Raw genomic sequence first — 17,514 nt, 5'->3', positions numbered from 1 at the left:
TCACGCGGAGGCGAGAACCGAGTCGATCGCCGAGTAGAACAGTCCGAGGCCGTCGTCACTGGGGCCGGTGAGCGGCTCCGTGGCGTGCTCGGGGTGCGGCATCAGGCCGACGATCCGCCCGTCGGGGCTGGAGATCCCGGCGATGTCGAGCGACGAACCGTTGGGGTTCCGCTCGGGGAACCGGAACACCACGAGCCCCTCACCCTCGAGTTCCTCGAGCTTGCGCTCCGACGCCACGTAACGCCCTTCACCGGACTTGAGGGGGATCAGGATCTCCGCGCCCTGCTCGAACCGGGTCGTCCACGCCGTGGTGTTCGACTCGACGCGCAGCCACTCGTCCCGGCAGATGAAGTGCAGGCCCTCGTTGCGGGTCAGTGCGCCCGGGAGCAGTCCGGCCTCACAGAGGACCTGAAAACCGTTGCAGATGCCGAGGATCGGCATCCCCTTGCCCGCGGCCTCGACGACCGATCCCATGACCGGCGCGAAACGGGCGATGGCACCGGCCCGCAGGTAGTCGCCATAGGAGAACCCGCCGGGCACGATGATGGCGTCGACACCCCTGAGGTCGGCGTCGCCGTGCCACAGAGCGACCGGCTCGGCGCCCGCGAGCCGGACCGCGCGGGCGGCGTCGACGTCGTCGAGGGTGCCGGGGAAGGTGATGACCCCGATACGTGCTGTCATGTGCTGCTCTCTACTCCGCGACGCGCGAGACGTTGAAGTTCTCGATGACGGTGTTGGTCAGGAGTTCTTCGGCGATGCGCTCGAGGGTCGTGTCGTCGACCGTGTCGTCGACCTCGAGCTCGAAACGCTTGCCCTGCCGGACGTCGCCGATTCCGCTGAACCCGAGCCGACCCAGGGCGCCGACGATGGCCTGGCCCTGGGGGTCGAGAATCTCGGCTTTGGGCATCACGTCGACCACCACTCGCGCCATGGACCGCTCCTCAATGTCTGCTGGTCGGTTGTCGCCTGATCGGTGTGTGTCCCGATCAGTTCACGCCGGTCAGCTTACCGGGTGCGCCAAATCGCCTCAGAGCACGGATTCGATGGCGGCGATGACCGTCGGGTCGGTCGGCTCGGTGCGCGGACGGAAGCGGTTGACGACTTCGCCGTCGGCGTTGACGAGAAACTTCTCGAAGTTCCACTGGATGTCGCCCGCTTCGCCGTCGGCGTCGGCGTGTTGGGTGAGTTCGGCGTACAGCGGGTGGCGAAAGTCGCCATTGACGTCGGTCTTCTCGAGCAGCGGGAAGGTCACACCGTAGGTCGCCGAACAGAAGGTCGCGATCTCCTCGGCGGTACCCGGCTCCTGCCCCATGAACTGGTTGCACGGCACTCCGACGACGGTGAGCCCTTTGTCCCCGTATGTCTTGGCGAGCTCCTCCAGGCCGGCGTACTGGGGCGTGAGACCGCACTTGCTGGCGACGTTCACCACGAGAAGCGGTCCGCCGAAGTCGTTCAGCGAGACGTCGGAACCGTCGAGGGCAGAAACCGGGATGTCCTTGATGTTGGCCATGGACGCCAGGTTAGACGTCGCCGGCCGCGGAGCTTTCGAGACGTAGGTCACAGCACCGTGGCGCGTATGCACAAGGTCACCGTTGTTTGCGTTTCTGCAATAGTTGCATTTGCGTTAGCATCTTCCGGTGGCCGAAGAATGCATGGGTTTCCGCGGTGCCGATGAGTCGGTGTCTGCCGCATCGTCGGCGCTCAATGCATTCCTGGACCGACTCACCAGCCTGAGCCGGCCGGAAGCACTGGAAAGTCTGGCCTCCACCGACATCACGTTCTCCCAGCTGCGCATCCTCTCGGCACTCGGATGCCAGGCAGGTCCGATGTCGGTGAACGCGATCGCCGATCAGGTACAGCTGTCACTCGCGGCCGCCGGCCGGACAGTGGACAAACTGGTCGGCGGGGGCCTCGTCGATCGTCGCGAGGATCCGTCCGACCGGCGGGTCAAGCGCATCTCCCTCACCGACGCGGGAATGCGCTTCCTGGAGACCCACCTGGCTATGAAGCACGGAACCATCCAGGACTTCGTGGCCCGTCTGCCCGCCGAACTCCGGGACAACCTGTGTACGGCGCTACGTCCCATCGTCGACGACGAGGTCGACCACTTCCGGCTGCCGGCCGAGACCCGACACCGGGCCTCATGACCTCAGAAGTCGACCCGCCGGCCCTCGGCACCACCCTCTGAACCCGAACACCCTCCGATACCGGGGTTCGCACCAGACTCCCGCCCGCCACCTCGAGCGCGAGTCGGTGCGGCCTGCACAGATCTCGTCCGACCGATAGGAACACCCGAATGACTTCATCCACAGGTGGTCACCTGCACGAAGGCCCACCGGACACCAAGCTGGACCGACACGTCCTGTTGGTCGCCGGCGTGGTCGTGCTCGGCGCGATCATGTCGATCCTCGACGTCACCGTGGTCGCCGTCGCGCAGAACACCTTCCAGCAGGAGTTCGGCACCGACGCGGCCGGTGCCGCCTGGACGGCGACCGGTTACACCCTGGCGCTGGCCGCGGTGATCCCGCTGTCGAGTTGGGCGGCTTCACGTTTCGGCACCAAGCGCGTCTACCTCGTCTCGCTGGTCCTCTTCACGCTGGGCTCGGTGCTCTGCGCGCTGGCGCCGAACATCGGGATGCTCGTCGCGTTCCGCGTGATCCAGGGACTGGGCGGCGGCATGCTGATGCCCATCGGCATGATGATGCTGACCAAGGCCGCCGGACCCGAGCGTGTCGGCTCGGTCATGGCCGTTCTCGGTATCCCGATGCTCCTCGGCCCGATCTCGGGTCCGATCCTGGGCGGCGTCCTCATCGAGCAGCTCAGCTGGCACTGGATCTTCCTGATCAACGTGCCGATCGGCATCGGCGCACTGGTCTTCTCGTGGATCGTCCTGCGTGACGATGCCGAGACCAAGCGCTCCTCGATCGACGTCGTCGGCCTGCTCCTGCTGTCGCCGGGCCTCGCGCTCTTCCTCTTCGGCATATCCTCGAGCGCCGAGCACCGGACCTTTGTGTCCGCGTCGGTCCTGGTGCCGACCATCATCGGTGCCATCCTGATCGTCGCCTTCATCTTCCACGCCCTGCGCAAGAAGAACCCGTTGCTCGACCTGCGTCTGTTCGCCAATCGCACGCTGAGCATCTCGGTCATCACGATGGTGCTGTTCATGGTCGCGTTCTTCGGTGCGGCCCTGCTGTTCCCGCAGTACTTCATCGGCGTGCGCGGCGAGTCCACGCTGACCGCCGGCCTACTGCTCGCCCCGCAGGGCATCGGTGCCATGCTCACCATGCCGATCGCCGGTCGCCTCACCGACAAGATGGGTCCGGGCAAGTTCGTGCTCGGCGGCATCGTCCTCATCGTGATCGGCCTGAGCACGTTCATGTTCCTGGGCGCGGAGACCTCCTACTGGTTGATCTGCGGCTCGTTGTTCGTCCAGGGCCTCGGCATGGGTATGACGATGATGCCGATCATGTCCGCGGCGCTCGCGACGCTGAGCAACCCGCAAGTCCCCGACGGCTCGACGCTGCTCAACGTGATCCAGCAGTCGGCGACCTCGATCGGCACCGCGGTGATCTCGGTGATCCTGGCGAGCAGTCTCGCAAGCAAGCCGGAGGCAGGATTGGCGATCATGGCCAACACCTCCGACGCGCCGTTGCCCCCGGGAGTGCCGGATCCGCTGCCGGAGTCGTTCTTCGAGACCGCGGCGGACGTGTTCTCCAACACGTTCACCATCTCGGTGGTCCTGATCGTGCTCACGCTGATCCCGGCGTTCTTCCTGCCGCGCAAGAAGATCGCCTCGTCGCTCACCGAAGAGGACATGGACCGCGGTCCGATCATGATGCACTGACGGCCCTGCTGGTCGAGCTCTCCCTTGCTGGTTGAGCTTGTCGAGACCACACGACGAAGCCCCGTTCGACTCGGTCGAACGGGGCTTCGTGGTTTCGACGAGCTCAACCAGCGGGAGGGGGACTCAACCAGCGGGAGGGAGACTCAACCAGCGGCGCGGTCGAGTGCGCCGGACTGCTGGAGGATCCACGCCAGCTCGAACGCCACTTCTTCCCACTGCTTGTAGCGCCCACTGACGCCGCCGTGACCGGCCGACATCTCGGTCTTGAGCAGGACCGGGTTGTCGGATGTGGACTTCTCCTGAAGCCGCGCAACCCATTTCGCCGCCTCGGTGAACAGCACCCGGGTGTCGTTCAGCGACGTCTGCGCGAGAATGGGCGGGTACGGCTTCGCCTCGACGTTCTCATAGGGCGTGTAGGTCTTCATGTACTCGTAGACCTTCGGGTCGTGCAACGGGTCACCCCACTCGTCCCACTCGATCACCGTGAGGGGCAGGGACGGATCGAGGATCGAGTTCAGGGCGTCGACGAACGGCACCGACGCCAGAATCCCGTTGAACAACTCGGGCGCCAGGTTCGCGACCGCACCCATCAGCAGTCCACCCGCGGACCCGCCTTCGGCGACCATCTGCTGCGGTGTCGTCCAACCTGTGTCGACGAGATGACGGGCCGCCGCGACGAAGTCGGTGAAGGTGTTGCGCTTGCTGAGTTCCTTGCCGTTCTCGTACCAGTGGCGACCCATCTCGCCACCGCCGCGGATGTGGGCCAGGACGAACACCATGCCGCGGTCGAGCATCGACAGTCGCGCCACCGAGAAGTACGGATCGATGCTCGCCTCGTAGGAGCCGTAACCGTACAGCAGTAGCGGCGCGGGCTTGGCGGCGTCGGTCTCCTTGCGGCGCACCACCGACAGCGGGATGCGGGTGCCGTCCTCGGCGACGGCCCACTCGCGGGACTGCACGTAGTCGGCCGGGTCGTAGCCGCCCAGGACCGGCTGCCGCTTGAGCAGGGTCCGCTCGCCGGAGGCGACGTCGAGCTCGAACAGTTCGGCCGGCTCGATGAAGCTGCCGTACCCGATGCGGAGCTTGGGGGCACTCCATTCCGGGTTGGCCCCGAGGCCCGCCGAACTGAGCTCCTGATCGAAGGTGACCTCGGCGAAGTCCGACTCGGACGGGATGCCGTCGATCTGGCGGAGATCGGCGATCGCGAGCCGCGGCAGTGCATCCCGGCGGTAGGACAGGACCAGGTAGTCGGCGAAGGCGTCGAGATCCTCGATACGGCGCTGCGGGTCGTGCGCGATGAGTTCCCGGCGTGCCGACGGATCGTCGACAGGTGCGAGGTCGATGGCGAAGTTCTCCGCCTTCTGCCCGTCCCGGACATCGTTGTGCACGATGACGAGGTAGTCCTCGCCGTCGATGACCGCATGTTCGACGCTGTACTCGACTCCGTCGACTCGCGGTGCGACACTGCGGAACTCACCCGTCGGGTCGTCGGCGGCGAGCAGATAGCTCTCCGAGGTGATCTTGGAACCGACACCGATGACCAGGTACTTGTCACTTCGCGTGGTGCCCATCCCGACCCAGAACCGCTCGTCGGGCTCGTGGAAGACCTTCACATCGGCCGAGCCGGCGCCGATGTCGTGGCGCCACACCGTGTCCGGACGCCACGCGGCATCGACCGTCGAGTAGAAGACGTGCCGGGCGTCCGCCGACCAGACCGCACCCCCCGACGTGTCGCGCACCTCGTCGGGGAGCAGCTCGCCACTGCGAAGGTCCTTGACGCGCAGGGTGTATCGCTCGTCCCCGACGACGTCGATGCTGTAGGCCAGCCAGTTCCCGTCGTCGCTGACGGTCAGCGCCCCGAGGCTGAAGAAGTCATGGCCCTCGGCCTCGACATTGGCGTCGAGCAGGATCTCCTCGCCGGGCAGCGGGTCGTCGCCGACCTCCGGCGGGGTCCAGTCGTCGTCGGACCGGATCGGACAGCGGCAGGACGTCGAATACTGCTTGCCCTCATGGGTGCGCCCGTAGTACCAGTACCGGCCGCGCCGGTTGGGCACCGACATGTCGGTTTCCTTGGTACGACTCTTGATCTCGTCGAAGATCTGCGCGCGCAGGTCCGCCAGCTGGGCCGTGTGCGATTCGGTGAAGGCGTTCTGCGCCTCGAGGTAGGCGATCACCTCTGGATCGTCCTTGTCGCGCAACCATTCGTAATCGTCGACGAAGGTGTCGCCGTGGTGGGTGCGCTCGGTCGGCACCTTCTTGGCGACCGGCGGGGTCGCGTCGTGGACGGCCACGGTCTTCTCCTCGGTCACGAGACCACCTCCGCGTCGGGCCAATCGGCAAAGGACTTCTGCGAGATCCACTCGTAGGCATCGATGTAACGCTGGCGCGTGCGGTCGACGACGTCGTCGGGCAGCTCCGGCGGCGCCTCGTCGGACGCTCTGTCCCAGCCGGATTCCGCACTCGTGAGCCAATTCCGCACGATCTGCTTGTCGAAGCTCGGCTGCACCTTGCCCGGCTCGTAGGTGGCGGCCTCCCAGTACCGCGACGAGTCGGGGGTGAGCACCTCGTCGGCCAGGACGAGTTCCCCGTCGGCCCCGCGGCCGAACTCGAACTTGGTGTCGGCGAGGATGATTCCGCGCTCGGCGGCGACCGCCGCGCCGCGTGCGTAGATGTCGAGTGTGGCCGACCGCAACGCCTGCGCCAGCTCCTGCCCCTCCTGCTCGACGACCCGCTCGAAACTGATGTTCTCGTCGTGCTCACCCTGCTCCGCCTTCGTGGCCGGGGTGAAGATCGGTTCGGGGAGCTTGGTCGCCTCCGCCAGACCTGCCGGCAGTTCGACGCCGCACACCGCTCCGGTCGCCTGGTAGTCGAGCAGGCCCGAGCCGGTCAGGTAGCCGCGGGCGACGCATTCGACCTGCACCATGGGCAGTCGGCGGACCACCATCGACCGACCCAGCACTCGCGCCGGGATTCGGTCGTCGGTCGGCCCGCCGGCCAGGTGGTTGGGCACCCCGAGCTCGTCGAACCAGTAGAAGCTCATCGCCGTCAATATGCGTCCCTTGTCGGGGATCGCGGGACTGAGGACGTGGTCGTAGGCCGAGATCCGGTCGGACGCCACCAGCAGCAGGGTGTCGGCGTCGATCTCGTAGATCTCGCGGACCTTCCCCGACGCCAGATGCCGGTAGGACTGCAGTTCAGGACGCATGGACTCGACCCTAGAGGGTGAGGTGTCCACGCGGGGCGGCAGGGACCTCCCGTCCGGCCCCGGGCCGCGGGGTCTGCGATCCTGGACCGATGAGCGAGCCGCATATCACCATCACCTACTGCACGCAGTGCAACTGGCTGCTGCGAGCGTCGTGGATGGCCTCGGAACTGCTCAACACCTTCGGCACCGAGATCGGCTCGGTGACACTCGTCCCCGGCACCGGTGGCGTGTTCGTCATCGACGTCGACGGCACCCAGATCTGGGAACGCAAGAGTGACGGCGGCTTCCCCGGCGCTCCCGAACTCAAGCGGCGGGTCCGCGACACCGCCCTGCCGGACTGGCAGCTCGGGCACGGCGACGCCACCGCGCCGGAATGACCCCGATCCCTGAGGAGCCCCGGAGCTTGCGGAGGGGCGTCACGAAGGGTCTACAGACGTACTAGAGAATCGGCGCCGGCGTGTAACCCGCGGCGTCCGGGTACTGCCCGATGATCTTCTCCGCGGCCGCGATCACATCGGCGACCTGCTGCTCGGCGGCACCCACGAAGGCGGTCTTGTCGGCCAGCAGCTCGTCGAGCTGGGCCCGGTCGAGCGGAAGACGATCGTCGGCGGCGAGCCGGTCGAGCAGGTCGGGTTCCCGCCCTTCCTCTCGCATGGCCAGTGCGACGGCGACGGCGTTCTCCTTGATCGCCTCGTGCGCGGTCTCCCGGCCGACACCGGCGCGGACCGCGGCCATCAGGACCTTCGTGGTCGCCAGGAACGGCAGGTACCGGTCGAGTTCGTTGGCGATCACCGCCGGGTAGGCGCCGAACTCGGCGAGAACGGTCAGGAAGGTCTCCATCAGTCCGTCGATCGCGAAGAAGGCGTCGGGCAGGGCCACGCGGCGCACCACCGAGCAGAAGACGTCGCCCTCGTTCCATTGCGCGCCGGCCAGTTCCGCGGCCATCGAGCCGTAACCCCGGAGCACGACGGCGAGCCCGTTGACGCGCTCACAGCTGCGGGTGTTCATCTTGTGCGGCATCGCCGAGCTGCCGACCTGGCCGGGCTGGAAGCCCTCGGTCACGAGCTCGTGGCCGGCCATCAGTCGGATGGTGTGGGCCAGCGACGACGGCGCCGCGGCCATCTGCACGAGAGCCGAGACCACATCGTGGTCGAGCGAACGAGGGTAGATCTGGCCGACCGAGGTGAACGAGCGCGCGAACCCGAGATGGGCGGCGACGCGGTCCTCGAGGTCGGCGAGTTTGGTGGCGTCGCCGCCGAGCAGGTCGAGCATGTCCTGCGAGGTGCCCATCGGACCCTTGATACCGCGCAGTGGATAGCGATCGATGAGCTCACGCAGCCGGGTCAGCGCGATCATGAGTTCGTCGGCCGCCGAGGCGAACCGCTTGCCGAGGGTGGTCGCCTGGGCGGCGACGTTGTGACTGCGCCCGGCCATGACCGTCGAGGAGTAGTCGGCCGCCAGTGCGACGATGCGGGCCAGCACCGCGACCCCGTGCGCGTGGACGTGCTCGAGTGACCGCAGGATCTGCAGCTGCTCGACGTTCTCGGTGAGATCCCGGCTGGTCATGCCCTTGTGGATCTGCTCGTGACCGGCCAGGGCGTTGAACTCCTCGATCCGGGCCTTCACGTCGTGGCGGGTGACGCGTTCACGGTCGGCGATCGACGCGAGGTCGACCTGGTCGACGACGCGCTCGTAATCCGCGATGGCATCCGCCGGTACGTCGATGCCGAGGTCGCGCTGAGCCTTGAGCACCGCGATCCACAGTCGCCGTTCGAGTTCGATCTTGGTGGTCGCCGACCACAGCTCGGCGAGGTCGGCGGAGGCATAGCGGCTGGCCAGGACGTTGGCGATGGCGGGCTTCGACACCCGCCCAGTGTAGGTTGCCGCCGGAGACAAACCGAAACCCCTGTTCGGTCCACCTGCCATCTACTTGCGGTCCACCTGCGGTGGGACCACCGTCGGCCTCAGAAGGCGAAGCACGCTCCGTTGGAGCCGTAGCCCTGCCGCACGCGGACGAACGTCGGCTGCGAGACCTTCCCGTTCTGCACGGCATACAGGTACTTGTCGCCGATGCGGTGCGGGACCCAGGTGGTCGAGGCGAGCGCGCCCTGGGGCAGGTCGCGTCCCACGAAGCGCGGCGGCAGGCCCGCCTTGACCTCGAAGAACTCGACCCAGCCGGACGAGTTGACCGCCACCGTCAGCGGATACGTGCAGCCGGTGCCGTACACCGCCGAGGAGAGCGGGACCGACGCATCGACCCGGCCGGCCGGCGCCGCCTGCGCCGACGGGGCCAGAAGTGCGGTCGTGCTCATCACCGCCGCGCCGAGCGCGGCTCCGATCCCCAGAATCCACCGTCGTCCCGACACACGATCCCCTTCCCCGTTTGGTGACCTGACGCTCCATCGTGTCATCGTCACGCGGAGCACGCGGCCGATTCACTAGGTTCGCCTGGCGGGTCACTCCCGGGGGGCGAGGACGTCGACGATGTCGAGCAGTGCGTCGCGCACGGCGTCGACGGGCCGCACCGCGGTCTGGCTGAGCGCGCCGACGATGGCACCGTCTTCGATGCCGATCAGTTGCGCGATGTGCACGGGGTCGGCGACACGGTGGGATTTGACCAGCACCTCGCAGTGATGGAGGGCCAGCGACTGTCCCCGCGCGGCGACGACGTCGCGCAGGAGGGGGTGGCGCGCCGCGAGCGCGATCATCTCGTATCGCGCGGACAGTTGCTGGAGGGTGGTGTCGGAGCCGACGAAGACGTCGGCGAGCACGCCCGCCGTCGCCGCGCTCCCCCGGTGCCGTCGCGGAAGAGCGTTGCAGCGCGCGGAGACTGCGGCCTCGTCGTGCGCGCACAGGTTGGCGGCGGCCTCGGCCATCAGGTCGTCGAGCGAGCCGAAGTAGTAGGTCGTCGACGCCAACGGGAGCTGCGCGCGCTCGGCCACCGCACGATGACGCACGGCGTCGAAGCCGCCTTCGAGCAACAGCTCACCGGCAGCCTCGATCAATCGAGACCGCCGCCGCGCACCCTTCGGTGTCGCTGCCGAGGTCATCATGGATGTTCATGCTGCCAAAGGGTCGGTACCGTCGTATCGCTTTCACGAAAGCGGCGCACGCGCAGGAGGATTCCCGTATAAGTCCGCTGACCTCCAGGAACGTCCGTTTGGATGTCGCCCGCTCGCTGTGCTCCCGGCTGCGGGCCGATGTCGCCCGCTCGCTACGCTCCCGGCTGCGGCCCGGCGGCCTCGTCAGTCGGACATCGGACACCGGGGTACGACGCCCATGCCCGCGGTTACCGTGAGCGCATGCAGTTCGACGGCCTCCACGCTGTCGCCGATTACGCGGCGCTCTACACCTGTCTGCGACAGGTCGCGTTCGCCGGTTTCCTCCGCGAGCGGCTGGGGAACTTCGAGGCGCGCTGCGACCCGGCGGAGCGGGCCGTCGTCTTCACCTCGACATCCCCTCCCGGCCAGGATGGGCAGCACGACCCGTTCCGTTCGCGGGCCATCCTGATCGCGGTGATCGAAACGGACGCGATCGTGTGGGGCTGGGCTCATCCCCGCGGCGAACCGTCCGGTCCCGCATCCGCGCTACGGGACGTCGGTGCCCGATTCGGCGTCGACGACTTCGCCGTTCCCCGGGTGCCGTTGCCGCCCAACCTGTCCCGCGATCAGATCACCGGCTACCGGACGCAGGCGATCGACATCGTGGCCGCGGCCGCGGTCGAGAGCACCGGGATCAGTCCGTACTGGACGGCACGACTCGACGACGGGGAACTCGCGGTGTACCTCCTCGACGACGTCGCACTCCCCGAACCGAGCTTCGCCGACTTCGCCACGACGATGCCGACGGTGATGAGATCTCTTGCGGTCAACGATCATCGGGTGGCGATCCACGGGATGGCCGCGCGGCGCGGCTGGCACATCAGCTGGCGGACCGGTTCCGACGGCGGGCGGTCGCCGATCTGCGACGTCACCGATGGCGAGTCGGTGGCACACGTCGAGTTCGACCGACGCGCGCGGCCCGTCGACTTCAGCTGTGAACTCGTCGGGCAGGCCTGACCCCCGCGGCTTTCTCCGCCCCTGTCCTCCGACCGCGTCGCCGGTGGCGAACCGTGCGACCATCGGGGACATGTCCCCCGACGACCGTGACGACATCCATCTCCGGCGTGCGATCGAGCTCGCCGCCCAGGCCCGCGCCCGTGGCGATCATCCGTTCGGCTCTCTTCTGGTGGCGCCGGACGGCGGCGTCGTGGCCGAAGGTATGAACTCCGTCGATACCGCGGGTGACCCGACCGGGCACGCCGAGACCAACGTCGTGCGCGCGGTGGGGCACCTCGACCTCGCGACCCGGGCCGAGCTGACGCTGTACACCAGCACCGAACCGTGCGCCATGTGCTCGGGAGCGATCTACTGGGCCGGGATCGGCACCGTCGTCTATGCACTCGGCGAGGACGACCTGCGGGAGATGGCCGGCGACGACCCCGCGAATCCGACGCTGGCGATGCCGTGCCGCCGGATCTTCGACGCAGGCAGCCGACCGATCGTCGTCCGTGGTCCGGTCGCCCTCGACGCGGCACGCGAGGTCCATGCCGGATTCTGGCAACACGGTTGAGATCTGCGGCGATCGCTGTCCTGCGAACGACCGTCGTACGCGCCGCGGATGAGCCAGATTCCTCACATCGGCGCGCGGCGGGCGCCGATCCGTTGCCGCGAGACGGGGGTCGGCCATTACCCTGTTGACTCGATGACCCGAGTGCCGCCACCCACCAGCGATCCCGACGACCGCAGCAGTCCCGACGAGACCCGCCGCGCCGTCGTCGGTCGTCGTGCTGTCCTGGCGGCCGGACTCGGCGCCGCCGCGCTCGGGGTCGCCGCGTGCTCGAGCTCGACCCCGCCGACGTCCGTGCAGCCACGCAACCTGGAGGGCCGGGCCGACGACGAACTGCCGGTCGAGGCCTCGCCGCCGCCGGTCACCGGGGGTCCGCCGCTGATCACGGGCAGCTTCCGGTCCGCTCGGATGGGCGGCCGCGACACGCGGTGGGCCGTCGCCCGGCCGAACGGGGTCACGGGCAGGCTCCCCGTCGTCGTCGTCCTGCACGCGCTGAACACCAACGAGAAATCGATCTTCGGACCGAAGCTCGAGATGCAGACGGTGATGCAGCAGTACGTCGACGCCGGAAACGCTCCGTTCGCTCTGGCGGCCGCCGACGTCGGGCGCAATTACTACCACCGGCGCACCGACGGCACCGACGGCGGCGCCATGATCCTCGACGAATTCCTGCCGATGCTGGCCGGCAACCCCGACCTGGATCTGTCGACCGAGCGGATCGGGCTCTTCGGCTGGTCGATGGGCGGCTACGGCGCGCTGCGCCTGGCCGCGATGCTGGGGTCGCCGCGCGTCGCCGCGGTGGCGGTCAGCTCGCCCGCGATGTGGGCCGACCCGCGCAACTTCCCGCCTCGCGCCTTCGACGGCATCGCCGACTATCAGGCCAATTCGCTGTTCGGCGCCCAGCCGAAGTTCGCGAAGATCCCGCTGCTGATCAACATCGGCTCGAGCGACCAGTTCTACACCTACACGCGCCAGTGGGCCGCCGGTCTCCGCCCTCCCGCCGCCTTCGGGACCGCGGCCGGGGGTCACACCAACCGCTACTGGCGCAGCGTCCTGCCCGAGCAGGTCGAGTTCCTCGGGCGCAACCTGGCTGTCTGACCCGGGTTTCGCTCAGATGCTGATCCGGCCCTCGAGGGCGTTGCGGCCGATGTCGCTGCGGAAGTGGGAACCGGGGAGCTTGATGTTCGCGATGCGCGCGTAGGCCTGCTCGCGGGCCTCGGCGAGGTCGGCGCCGGTGCCCACCACGGCGAGAACCCGTCCGCCGGAGGAGACGACGGCGCCATCGTCGTTGAGCGCGGTGCCGGCGTGCAGCACCCCGTCGGCGTCGGCACCGGTGATGATGTCCCCGGTCCGCGGCTTGCCGGGGTAGTTCTCCGCCGCGACCACCACGGTGACCGCGGCGCCGTCGCGCCACTGCAGGGGCGGCAGATCGGCGAGGGTACCGGTCGCGGTCGCGTGCAACGCCTGCCCGAGTGGGGATTCGAGCAGAGCCAGCACGGCCTGGGTCTCCGGATCGCCGAAGCGGCAGTTGAATTCGACGACGGCGGGTCCGTCCGACCCGATCGCCAGACCCGCGTACAGCAGACCGGAGAACGGGATACCGCGTCGAACCATCTCCGCGGCAACGGGTTTCACGACCTCGTCGACGATGCGCGCAGTCACCTCGGCGGGCAACCAGGGCAGCGGCGTGTAGGCGCCCATGCCGCCGGTGTTCGGTCCGGCGTCGTTGTCGCCGACCCGCTTGTGGTCCTGCGCGGGGAGCAACGGCACCACGGTCTCGCCGTCGACGAGGCAGAACAGCGACACCTCCGGCCCGTCGAGGAAGCTCTCCAGGAGGACCGGGTGCCCGCTCTCGAGGCACTCGGCGGCGTGGTCGCGGGCGATGACGCGGTCCTGGGTGACGACGACGCCCTTGCCGGCCGCGAGGCCGTCGTCCTTGACGACCCAGGTGGGTCCGAAACGATCGAGAGCGGCGTCGAGCCGAGCGGGGTTGTCGACGATCTCCGCGTGGGCGGTTTTGACCCCCGCAGCCGCCATCACGTCTTTGGCGAACGCCTTGGACCCCTCGATCTGTGCGGCCTGCGCACTCGGGCCGAAGGTGGCGATCCCGTCGGCCCTTAGTGCGTCGGCGACGCCGAGGACCAGGGGCACCTCGGGACCGATGACCACGAGGTCGGCGTCGATCTCACGCGCCAGGGCGACGACGGCGTCGCCGGAGACGGCGTCGACGGGATGGTTCGTGGCGATCGACGAGGTGCCGGCGTTACCGGGGGCGACGTGCAGGTCGGTGACCGCCGGATCGTTCCGGAGACCGATGAGGAGGGCATGTTCGCGGCCGCCCGAGCCGATCACGAGTACGCGCACGTCCACGACTCTAACGGTCGCTCCCCGGGGCCGGCCGAACGGTCGTCGACGTCGAACAGCGGGACGCCGACGGGCAGCAGGCGTCGGGGCACGACGCCTGCTGCCGTTCGCCGGTGAGCGAGCCGGTCAGCTCGTGGGCATGGTGAGGTCGTACATGGTCACGCCGTCGACGGTGACGGCGGTGAAGTTCTCCTGCACCCAGGTGCTGATCTGCGACGACGGTTGGGTCGAGTTCCCTCCCATGCCACCACCCATGCCGGGACCCGAGCCGCCGACGAAGTAGTGGATCTCCTTCGCGGCGACGAGCTCTTGGAATTCCGCCAGCGTCGGCGACGGGTCACTTCCGTTGAACCCGCCGATCGGCATCACCGAGTGGCCGGTCTCGAGCTGGTACCCGGAGGCCGACATCGATCCGACGGCAGCGGCGACCCAGGTGTAGTCGCCGGCGTCGGCACTCAGTGTGTCGACGACGGCCGCCGAGGGGGTCGACCCGCGCAGCAGTCCCCCACCGCCACGACCGTCCGCGCCCTGCTGGGTCATGCCGGGCATCCCCTGGCCGCCGGGACCACCCATGCCCTGCGGAGGCATCGCGGGCATGCCCCGACCTGCAGGTCCACCCGGGCCTCCCTGTCCACCGGGGCCGAACTCGCTGTCGACCCGGGGTCCGGCGGTGATGATGGATCCGCTCTTCTCGGTCGCGATGGTGTCCACGGTGTAGGCCACCGGGCCGGCCAGACCGGCAATGACGGCCCCGACGAGGGCTGCGGCCGCGATGCTCCGACGCCGGACGAAGACCATGGCCACCGCCGCGGCGAGCCCGACGACGAGGACGGCGAACCGGAGCCACGGCACGAAGTCGGGAGTGCGGCCCAGCAGGACATGGCCCCAGATCGCGGCGATCGCAACTGAAATCCCCAGCGCGATCCGCACCCACAACCGGTCCCGGCGCGACCAGCACGCCGCGGCGCCACCGGCGACGACCGCGGCGACCGCGGGAGCCAGTGCCGCGGTGTAGTACTGGTGGAATATCCCGGCCATGAAGCTGAAAACACCCATCGTGACAAGCAGCCAGAGCGCCCAGACGACCAGATACGCACGCCGCGGGTCGGTACGTCGGGCCCTCCCGATGAGCACGAGCGCCACGACGGCGAGAAGCAGTCCCGTCGGGATGAGCCAGGCGATCTGACCGCCCTGCGCGGGTTCGAACATCCGCAGCCAGCCGGTCTCACCCCATGCGCCACCGCCACCGCCACCGCCGGGACCACCCATGCCACCGCCCATGCCCTCCATCGCGTTTCCGCCACCACCGGGGACGACGGCACCGGTCTCGTTGCCGTTGAGCCGGCCGAGCCCGTTGTAGCCGAGGGTCAGTTCGAGGATCGAGTTGTTCTGCGAGCCACCGATGTACGGGCGCGACGACGCGGGCCACAGCTCTACCGCCAGAATCCACCAGCCCGCACTGACGATCATCGCGCCCAGCGCGGCGAACAGCTGCCCGACCCGGCGCAACCACCCGCGTGGGCCGAAGGCGAGGTAGGTGACCGCCAGCGGCGGCACGATCAGCATGACCTGGAGCTGTTTGGTGAGGAAGCCGAATCCGACGAACACCCCGGTCAGGATCAGCCACCGCCAGCGACCGTCCTCGAGCCCCTTCATCATCGACCAGACGGCCGCGATCATCAGCAGGATGAGCAGCGCCTCGGGATTGTCGAAGCGGAACATCATCGCCGCGACCGGTGTCACCGCGAGGATCGCTCCCGCGAGGATGCCGGCCCAGTGGCCGAGGTACTTCCGGGTGATCAGGTAGAGCAGCGCCACCGAGGCGACGCCCATCAGCGCCTCGGGCACCAGGATGGACCACGAGTTCACCCCGAAGATCCGCGCGCTGAGACCCGGAATCCACAGCGAGGCAGGTGGTTTGTCGACCGTGATGGAGTTCGCCATGTCCGAGGAACCGAACAACCAGGCCTTCCACGACTTCGAGCCGGCTTGAATGGCCGCCGAGTAGAAGGAGTTGGCCCACCCGTTGATCGACAGGTTCCACAGGTAGCCGACCGTGGTGCCGATCAGCAGCAGCGCCAGCGAGAGACGTTCCCAGCGAGTGTTTTCGGAGGCCGGACCTGTGACTCCAGAGGGATTCTCGGGTGCAACGGAATTCGACGGCGGAACGAGGGTGGTGCTCATGCGACGACCTCCGTGTGGTGAGTGACCGCCTTGCGGAACACCCAGCGGAGACCGATGAACCGGGTGAGTGTGGCCACCAGGTTCGCGGTCACCAGGATCATGAGTTCGATGTGTTTGGTCGCGTCGGGAGCGACGGTGTGGAGCACGAGCAGTGCACCCGAGGTGACCAGCCAGCCGAAGAGGAAGACGCCCAGACCGAAGAGCTGATGGCGCAATGCGTTGTCACGGCCGCGGATGCCGAAGCTGAACCGCCGGTTGGCGGCGGTGTTGAGGACGGCGGTGATCGCGAGGGCCACCACATTCGAGATCTGGGCGCCGAGGAAGGAGTGGAGGGCCAGGAACAGTACCGCGTAGGCCAGCGTCGAGGCGACGCCCACCACGCAGAAACGCGCCAGCTGCCCGACCAAGCCCGTCGGCACTCCGTCGAGCTGCGGTCCCGCGGCCCGGTCCCGGCCGATGGACTCGCGCAGTTCAGCGATCGGCAACCGACCCATCGCCAGCGCGAGACCCACGCGCGCACAACCTTTGAGGTCGGCGATCGCCGTCGGCACGATGTCGACGGTGCTGTCGGGGTCGTCGACCCAGTCCACCGGCACCTCCGCGATACGCAGACCGATCTGCTCGGCGAGGACCAGGAGTTCGGTGTCGAAGAACCAGCCGGTGTCGGCGACGAACGGCAGCAGCTCGCGCGCGATGTCGGTCCGCATGGCCTTGAACCCGCACTGGGCGTCGGAGAACCTGGCCCCCATCGCTGTTCGCAGCATCAGGTTGTACGAGCGGGAGATGAACTCGCGCTTGGGCCCCCGGACGACGCGCGCGGAACGGCTGAGGCGCGTGCCGATCGCGATGTCGGAATGCCGCGAGACGAGAGGGGCGATGAGCGGCATGAGGGCGTTGAGATCGGTCGACAGGTCGACGTCGCAGTAGGCGACGATCTCGGCGTCGCTGTGCTGCCACACCGCGCTCAGCGCGCGACCGCGTCCCTTCTGCTCCAGATGGACGACGCGCATGCCGTCGAGCTCACCCGCCAGTGCGACGGCGATGGCGAGGGTGTCGTCGGTGCTGGCGTTGTCGGCGATGGTGATGCGCGAGGCGTAGGGCACGTGCAGACGCAGGTGATCGGCGAGGCGACGCACCGACGACGCGATGTCGGCCTGTTCATTGTGAACGGGTACGACGATGTCGAGTACCGGATTCGGCGTGGAGGTGTCGGTGAGTGTGTACATCTGCGCGGTGGTGCCCGGCGGTGCTTCTGGGATCATGCGGACCACAGTGGGCTCCCAGCCTCGCGTCACCCTGCGTGCGAGCT

Annotated in this window: 17 protein-coding genes; 6 read left to right on the top strand and 11 right to left on the bottom strand. The window is 68.2% G+C overall.

Translation table 11 applies throughout. The features are described from left to right. The 3 genes from purQ to AC3B5T_RS10865 form a co-directional block, all read right to left on the bottom strand. Positions 1-681, bottom strand: a complete 681-nt coding sequence (gene purQ, locus AC3B5T_RS10875) for a phosphoribosylformylglycinamidine synthase subunit PurQ (protein ID WP_488358639.1) — start codon at positions 679-681, stop codon at positions 1-3. A 10-nt stretch (positions 682-691) separates the two neighbouring features. Then, the gene (purS, locus tag AC3B5T_RS10870) at positions 692-931 is read right to left on the bottom strand and encodes a phosphoribosylformylglycinamidine synthase subunit PurS (RefSeq protein WP_010844201.1); all 240 of its coding nucleotides are present in this window, start codon (positions 929-931) and stop codon (positions 692-694) included. Between the two features lie 96 nt (positions 932-1,027). Then, positions 1,028-1,510 carry a glutathione peroxidase gene (locus AC3B5T_RS10865; RefSeq protein WP_055476783.1) on the bottom strand — a complete coding sequence of 161 codons (483 nt, stop codon included), beginning with the start codon at positions 1,508-1,510 and terminating at the stop codon, positions 1,028-1,030. Between the two features lie 142 nt (positions 1,511-1,652). Between AC3B5T_RS10865 and AC3B5T_RS10860 the strand changes: the two genes are divergently transcribed. Then, positions 1,653-2,147: a MarR family winged helix-turn-helix transcriptional regulator gene (locus AC3B5T_RS10860; RefSeq protein ID WP_055476784.1), complete on the top strand. Its 495-nt coding sequence runs from the start codon at positions 1,653-1,655 to the stop codon at positions 2,145-2,147. 149 nt (positions 2,148-2,296) lie between these two features. Then, on the top strand, positions 2,297-3,844 hold the full coding sequence (locus AC3B5T_RS10855; RefSeq protein ID WP_055476785.1) for a DHA2 family efflux MFS transporter permease subunit: 1,548 nt from the start codon (positions 2,297-2,299) through the stop codon (positions 3,842-3,844). Between the two features lie 143 nt (positions 3,845-3,987). On the opposite strand, the gene AC3B5T_RS10850 is transcribed toward AC3B5T_RS10855, so the two are convergent. Both AC3B5T_RS10850 and AC3B5T_RS10845 read right to left on the bottom strand, forming a co-directional pair. Beyond that, a complete protein-coding gene (locus tag AC3B5T_RS10850) occupies positions 3,988-6,153 on the bottom strand; it encodes a S9 family peptidase (protein WP_055476786.1) in 2,166 nt (721 codons plus the stop codon). Further along, positions 6,150-7,049: a phosphoribosylaminoimidazolesuccinocarboxamide synthase gene (locus tag AC3B5T_RS10845; RefSeq protein WP_055476787.1), complete on the bottom strand. Its 900-nt coding sequence runs from the start codon at positions 7,047-7,049 to the stop codon at positions 6,150-6,152. Before AC3B5T_RS10845 ends, AC3B5T_RS10850 begins: the two co-directional genes overlap by 4 nt. Before the next feature lie 89 nt (positions 7,050-7,138). On the opposite strand from AC3B5T_RS10845, the gene AC3B5T_RS10840 reads away from it, so the two are divergent. Further along, the gene (locus tag AC3B5T_RS10840) at positions 7,139-7,426 is read left to right on the top strand and encodes an Rdx family protein (protein WP_055476788.1); all 288 of its coding nucleotides are present in this window, start codon (positions 7,139-7,141) and stop codon (positions 7,424-7,426) included. A gap of 61 nt (positions 7,427-7,487) precedes the next feature. On the opposite strand, the gene purB is transcribed toward AC3B5T_RS10840, so the two are convergent. From purB to AC3B5T_RS10825, 3 genes are all read right to left on the bottom strand, one after another. Continuing rightward, positions 7,488-8,915: an adenylosuccinate lyase gene (gene purB, locus AC3B5T_RS10835; protein ID WP_055476789.1), complete on the bottom strand. Its 1,428-nt coding sequence runs from the start codon at positions 8,913-8,915 to the stop codon at positions 7,488-7,490. Between the two features lie 98 nt (positions 8,916-9,013). Further along, a complete protein-coding gene (locus AC3B5T_RS10830; protein WP_014925426.1) occupies positions 9,014-9,415 on the bottom strand; it encodes a hypothetical protein in 402 nt (133 codons plus the stop codon). A 90-nt stretch (positions 9,416-9,505) separates the two neighbouring features. Further along, positions 9,506-10,099, bottom strand: coding sequence for a TetR/AcrR family transcriptional regulator (locus AC3B5T_RS10825; RefSeq protein ID WP_193363251.1), 594 nt, complete (start codon positions 10,097-10,099; stop codon positions 9,506-9,508). Positions 10,100-10,351: 252 nt separating this feature from the next. On the opposite strand from AC3B5T_RS10825, the gene AC3B5T_RS10820 reads away from it, so the two are divergent. The 3 genes from AC3B5T_RS10820 (at position 10,352) to AC3B5T_RS10810 (ending at position 12,755) form a co-directional block, all read left to right on the top strand. Further along, positions 10,352-11,107 (top strand): DUF6882 domain-containing protein, encoded by a 756-nt coding sequence (locus AC3B5T_RS10820; protein WP_055476790.1) that lies wholly within the window; start codon positions 10,352-10,354, stop codon positions 11,105-11,107. A 70-nt stretch (positions 11,108-11,177) separates the two neighbouring features. Further along, positions 11,178-11,660, top strand: coding sequence for a nucleoside deaminase (locus AC3B5T_RS10815; protein WP_055476803.1), 483 nt, complete (start codon positions 11,178-11,180; stop codon positions 11,658-11,660). A 132-nt stretch (positions 11,661-11,792) separates the two neighbouring features. Further along, on the top strand, positions 11,793-12,755 hold the full coding sequence (locus tag AC3B5T_RS10810) for an alpha/beta hydrolase (protein WP_014925421.1): 963 nt from the start codon (positions 11,793-11,795) through the stop codon (positions 12,753-12,755). Between the two features lie 12 nt (positions 12,756-12,767). On the opposite strand, the gene purD is transcribed toward AC3B5T_RS10810, so the two are convergent. The 3 genes from purD to AC3B5T_RS10795 all read right to left on the bottom strand — a co-directional run bounded on the left by purD (position 12,768) and on the right by AC3B5T_RS10795 (position 17,467). Next, entirely contained in the window at positions 12,768-14,021 is a 1,254-nt protein-coding gene (gene purD, locus AC3B5T_RS10805; RefSeq protein ID WP_197282812.1) for a phosphoribosylamine--glycine ligase, read from the bottom strand. A gap of 126 nt (positions 14,022-14,147) precedes the next feature. Continuing rightward, the gene (locus AC3B5T_RS10800) at positions 14,148-16,205 is read right to left on the bottom strand and encodes a glycosyltransferase family 39 protein (protein ID WP_055476792.1); all 2,058 of its coding nucleotides are present in this window, start codon (positions 16,203-16,205) and stop codon (positions 14,148-14,150) included. Further along, positions 16,202-17,467, bottom strand: a complete 1,266-nt coding sequence (locus tag AC3B5T_RS10795) for a bifunctional glycosyltransferase family 2/GtrA family protein (protein ID WP_055476793.1) — start codon at positions 17,465-17,467, stop codon at positions 16,202-16,204. The genes AC3B5T_RS10800 and AC3B5T_RS10795 overlap by 4 nt, the downstream gene beginning before the upstream one ends. Positions 17,468-17,514: the final 47 nt, after the last annotated feature.

Source organism: Gordonia sp. G4 (assembly GCF_057770005.1).
Note: the sequence above shows the minus strand (reverse complement) of the source record. Positions and strands in the feature narration are given on the sequence as shown.

Excerpts from the sequence above, each read along its gene's own strand:
- purQ (WP_488358639.1), bottom strand. The coding sequence starts at position 681 with ATGACAGCACGTATCGGGGTCATCACCTTCCCCGGCACCCTCGACGAC.
- purS (WP_010844201.1), bottom strand. The coding sequence starts at position 931 with ATGGCGCGAGTGGTGGTCGACGTGATGCCCAAAGCCGAGATTCTCGAC.
- AC3B5T_RS10865 (WP_055476783.1), bottom strand. The coding sequence starts at position 1,510 with ATGGCCAACATCAAGGACATCCCGGTTTCTGCCCTCGACGGTTCCGAC.
- AC3B5T_RS10860 (WP_055476784.1), top strand. The coding sequence starts at position 1,653 with ATGGGTTTCCGCGGTGCCGATGAGTCGGTGTCTGCCGCATCGTCGGCG.
- AC3B5T_RS10855 (WP_055476785.1), top strand. The coding sequence starts at position 2,297 with ATGACTTCATCCACAGGTGGTCACCTGCACGAAGGCCCACCGGACACC.
- AC3B5T_RS10845 (WP_055476787.1), bottom strand. The coding sequence starts at position 7,049 with ATGCGTCCTGAACTGCAGTCCTACCGGCATCTGGCGTCGGGGAAGGTC.
- AC3B5T_RS10840 (WP_055476788.1), top strand. The coding sequence starts at position 7,139 with ATGAGCGAGCCGCATATCACCATCACCTACTGCACGCAGTGCAACTGG.
- AC3B5T_RS10825 (WP_193363251.1), bottom strand. The coding sequence starts at position 10,099 with ATGACCTCGGCAGCGACACCGAAGGGTGCGCGGCGGCGGTCTCGATTG.
- AC3B5T_RS10820 (WP_055476790.1), top strand. The coding sequence starts at position 10,352 with ATGCAGTTCGACGGCCTCCACGCTGTCGCCGATTACGCGGCGCTCTAC.
- AC3B5T_RS10815 (WP_055476803.1), top strand. The coding sequence starts at position 11,178 with ATGTCCCCCGACGACCGTGACGACATCCATCTCCGGCGTGCGATCGAG.
- AC3B5T_RS10810 (WP_014925421.1), top strand. The coding sequence starts at position 11,793 with ATGACCCGAGTGCCGCCACCCACCAGCGATCCCGACGACCGCAGCAGT.
- AC3B5T_RS10800 (WP_055476792.1), bottom strand. The coding sequence starts at position 16,205 with ATGAGCACCACCCTCGTTCCGCCGTCGAATTCCGTTGCACCCGAGAAT.
- AC3B5T_RS10795 (WP_055476793.1), bottom strand. The coding sequence starts at position 17,467 with ATGATCCCAGAAGCACCGCCGGGCACCACCGCGCAGATGTACACACTC.